The sequence below is a fragment of the Frankia sp. CeRuru1 genome, assembly GCF_977966315.1.
Window position 1 is genome coordinate 1 of record NZ_CDWWEW010000450.1, and the last position, 3,754, is coordinate 3,754.

5 protein-coding genes are annotated in these 3,754 nt (G+C 72.2%); 1 reads left to right on the top strand and 4 read right to left on the bottom strand.

Annotated features, from left to right (window positions below; genetic code table 11):
* The 3 genes from AC08OP_RS22400 to AC08OP_RS22410 form a co-directional block, all read right to left on the bottom strand.
* Positions 1-160, bottom strand: a 160-nt coding sequence (locus AC08OP_RS22400) for a zf-HC2 domain-containing protein (RefSeq protein WP_476615985.1), incomplete at its 3' end; no start/stop codon positions are given.
* Positions 157-963, bottom strand: coding sequence for a sigma-70 family RNA polymerase sigma factor (locus AC08OP_RS22405; RefSeq protein ID WP_462186217.1), 807 nt, complete (start codon positions 961-963; stop codon positions 157-159). The genes AC08OP_RS22400 and AC08OP_RS22405, both read right to left, overlap by 4 nt.
* 62 nt (positions 964-1,025) lie before the next feature.
* The gene (locus tag AC08OP_RS22410; protein ID WP_476615982.1) at positions 1,026-1,811 is read right to left on the bottom strand and encodes an alpha/beta hydrolase family protein; all 786 of its coding nucleotides are present in this window, start codon (positions 1,809-1,811) and stop codon (positions 1,026-1,028) included.
* A gap of 29 nt (positions 1,812-1,840) precedes the next feature.
* Between AC08OP_RS22410 and AC08OP_RS22415 the strand changes: the two genes are divergently transcribed.
* Positions 1,841-2,629: a methyltransferase domain-containing protein gene (locus AC08OP_RS22415; protein WP_476615983.1), complete on the top strand. Its 789-nt coding sequence runs from the start codon at positions 1,841-1,843 to the stop codon at positions 2,627-2,629.
* Here AC08OP_RS22415 and AC08OP_RS22420 read toward each other — a convergent pair.
* On the bottom strand, positions 2,626-3,754 hold a 1,129-nt coding region (locus tag AC08OP_RS22420), incomplete at its 5' end, for an amidase (protein WP_476615984.1). The two genes, AC08OP_RS22415 and AC08OP_RS22420, sit on opposite strands and share 4 nt — an antisense overlap.

The window sequence follows — 3,754 nt, forward strand, 5'->3', positions numbered from 1 at the left end:
CCTCGTGCTCCACCCCGAACTCGCGCAGGCAGGGAGAGCATTCGTCAAGGTGGGCCCGAATCAGATTCTGCTGCCCGCCCTCACACTCACCGTCGAGATACAGAAAGACCGCGTCGAGTACTTTCCGGCAATCGATCTCGTGTGGACCGCCGCAGCTCACGACGCACCGCCCTCGCCATCGGCGGAACCGGCCGCCACGAGCCCACGGTCCAAGGCATACTTCTCCAAGGACTTCCGCAGACCCCGGCGACCGCGGTGCAACCGGGACATCACGGTCCCGATCGGCGTACCCATGATCTCCGCGATCTCCTTGTAGGCGAAGCCCTCGACGTCGGCGAGGTACACCGCCATGCGGAAGTCCTCGGGCAGTGCCTGCAGGGCGTCCTTGATGTCGCTGTCCGGCAGGTGTTCCAACGCCTCGGTCTCCGCGCTCTTGAGCCCGCTGGACGTATGCGACCCCGCCTCGGCGAGCTGCCAGTCCTCCACCTGTTCCGTGGGGCTCTGCAGCGGCTGGCGCTGCCGCTTGCGGTACGTGTTGATGAACGTGTTCGTCAGAATCCGGTAGAGCCAGGCCTTAAGATTCGTGCCCGCCTGAAACTGGTGGAAGGCCGCGAACGCCTTGACGAAGGTCTCCTGCACGAGATCCTCCGCGTCGGCGGGATTACGGGTCATGCGCAGGGCTGCCGCATACAACTGGTCGAGGTAGGGAAGGGCGTCCTGCTCGAAACGGGCGCCTCGCTCCTCGGTGGTCTCGTCGACCAGGATCACTTCCTCACCGTCATGCTCCCCGGCGGCCCGCCCCGCGTCCACCACACCTGACCGGGCGACATGCGACCGTCCTTCCAGAGCGGACGATACCCCGGCCAAAGCCGGGGCGCGCATCGGCGCGACGCTCGGCAAAGGCCAGGCGGCGGCGGTCCGCGACTGCGCGGACCGCCGGCCGGTGCTGCTCCCAGGAGTCATGAAGCCTCCACGACGTCGTCGGGCTGCCGGTTAACTGTCGGCTGACTGCCCGCACAACCGGGTCAGCCCGCGGATGATTCCCGCAGCCGGCCCCGCAGCCAGAATGCGCCGGCCCGGGCCGCTTCGGCCACGGCCTCGCCGGGCGGACGCACATCCTGTCGGCGGGTCCGGAAGGAGTGGTCGGCTCCCGCGACGAGATGGACCTCGCGGCCGAGCTCCGGATCGGGCACCGGTCGCCCGAAGGAGTCCCGCTCGCCCTGGACGACGAGCACCGGGACGCCCGCGCCGTCAAGTTCGTCCTGCCTCGACGGCCTGGTTCTGCCTGCCGGTGTGGTTCCCGGTGGCTGGAGCGGGAAGCCGAGGGCGAGCACGCCGCACGCCTCGAGCCCGGCCGCGACCCGCACGGCTACCCGCGATCCCATCGAGGCGCCGGCGAAGGCCAACAGGCGCGGTGGGCCCAGCGCCCCGACCGCGGCGATCGCGACCGCGTCGAGCCGGGCCGGCCGGTCCGGCGCCCGCCGTCCGGCGACGCGGTACGGCATCTCCAGCCGCGCCACCTGCACCCCGACAGAGGTGAGATATGCCGCAAGTTGTACGAAAAGCGGCGTGTCCGTGCCAGTCCCGGCTCCGTGCAGGAAGAGCACCGTCGACTCCGTCGTGCCGGGAGCCACCAGCAGCCGCCCGCCGTCCACAGCTGTGGGCGCTCCATCACCCGGGACCTGCCCGGGGCCGGCGGCGGTGGACGGCGAATCCGGCGCGCATCTATCCGCGCGAACGGGGAAGGACACGACGTGGTCGAGCCTGGAATCTGTCAGACTTCCGCCTTGAGTGTGTGACTTACCTCGCATCATCGCCCCTCGAAGGGTAGGAACGTTTCATGCCGCCTGGCCTCGACGCCGATCCGGGTCCGTCTCGCGGGCGAGCGAACACCCTGGTCTGCGAGGCTCCAGCCAACAGTGACGACCCATACTGGGCGTTCTACGAAGAGGTCGCGGCGGTCCAGCTCCGCGAATGGCTGCCGTCCCGGCCCGCGCGGGTGCTCGACGTCTCCGGCCCGCGGGCCCGCTTCGCCCGCCAGATGGTGAGCACCGGCCATCAGGTCGTCCGGGTGGTCACCAGCGCCCTGCCGCCCGATCCGGGGAGCGGTCCCGGGACGCTTCTGCCGGTGGTGGGAGACGCCCGCTCGCTGGACTGGTTCGCTCCCGGTTCCTTCGACGCCGTCCTCGCCGAGGCTCGGGCGCTGTCGTTCTGCCTCGCCACCGAGACCATCCTGGAGGAGATCCACCGGATGCTGCGGCCGGGCGGCCAGCTGCTGCTCTGCGTCGACTCCCTGCTGCTCGGGCTCGCCCGGCTCGCCGAACAGCACCGCTGGGCGGAACTGTCCGACGTCCCGCGGGCGGACGTGGTGCTCGTGCCGGCGGAAGACGGAACGATCACCCGGTGTTTCTGGCCTGAGGAACTTCGGGCGCTGCTGACCAGCGCAGGGCTCGACGTGGACTGGATCCGCCCGCGCACCGTGCTCTCCGCAGAGGCGGTCAAGCGTGCGGTCGCCGAGGACGTCTCGTGCTTCCCCACCCTGGTACGCACGGAGGTGGAACTCTCCGCCGAGCGTGAGGGTGAGTCCATCGGCATCCATCTCATCGCCTCGGCCCGCCGGTCCGCCTAAGATCCGGCGCGACGGTCGGTCCATGCGGGCCAGGGGGCGAGGCGTTCGAGGGCGGCCGCGATTCCCAGGAGCCGGGCCTCGTCCCCGTGCCGGCCGACGATCTGGAGGCCAACCGGGCAGCCGTCGTCGGTGAATCCGGCGGGGACGCTCACCGCGGGGTGGCCGCTGAGGTTGAACGCCCAGGTGAGGCTCACACTCCGGGTCTGGCCGGGGCCGCTGTGCGGATGCGGCCGGTTCGGCGTGGTGGGCGTGATGATCAGATCGACCCGGGCCAGGATGGCCGCGAGCCGGGCGTCGTTGTCCTCCCGCGACGCCGCGCTGCTCCGGTCACGGCGGCCGCGGTCCACCGGGGCAGTGGCCGTGGTGGTCGTGGTGGTCGTGGTGGCCGCCCGCAGCGCCGTCCACGCCTCCTCCGGATCCTCCAGCTCGACGGGGACCGCACGCCAGGTCAGCGCACCGGCGCGGACGAGACGCTCGGCGGCGGCGCGGCTGACCGCCACCACCTCCGGCTCGGGGGTGGCGAATCCGAGCGTCGCTGACCAGGCGGCACCCGGCACGCGATCCGCGCCGCGCGGGCCGGCCGCGGGGCGCGACCCGGGGTCGCCGAGGACCACCTCCAGCCAGGCCTGGGCGTCCGCGACCGTCCGGGTGATCGGACCGGGCACGGTGAACCCGGCCGGGTCCCGGGTAGGCAGCCGTCCGTTCGTGGGTTTGAGGCCGACCACTCCACACCAGGCCGCCGGGAGGCGGGTGGAGCCGGCGCCGTCGCTGGCCGTGGCGAGCGGGACGATCCCCGCCGCCACCGCCGCGGCCGAGCCGGCCGACGATCCGCCCGGGACGCGGTCGACCCGCCACGGGTTGACGGTCGGGCCACGGCTGGTGTGGCCCCAGGTCTGCCAGACGTGCGCGGCCCGCACCGGTACCGCGGTCGTTCCGATCGCGACCGCTCCCGCCGCGATCAGCTTCTGGGTCACGGGTGCGTCGACGCCCTCCCCTGCCTTGACGGCGACGGGCACGCCGGCGAGGGGCAGGTCCGCACCGCGAGCCAGGGCGCGTTGCACCGCGCTGGCCGTGCGCCCGGCTTCCTCCGGCCAGAGCTCGGTGAAGGCCCGCAGGACGCCGTCC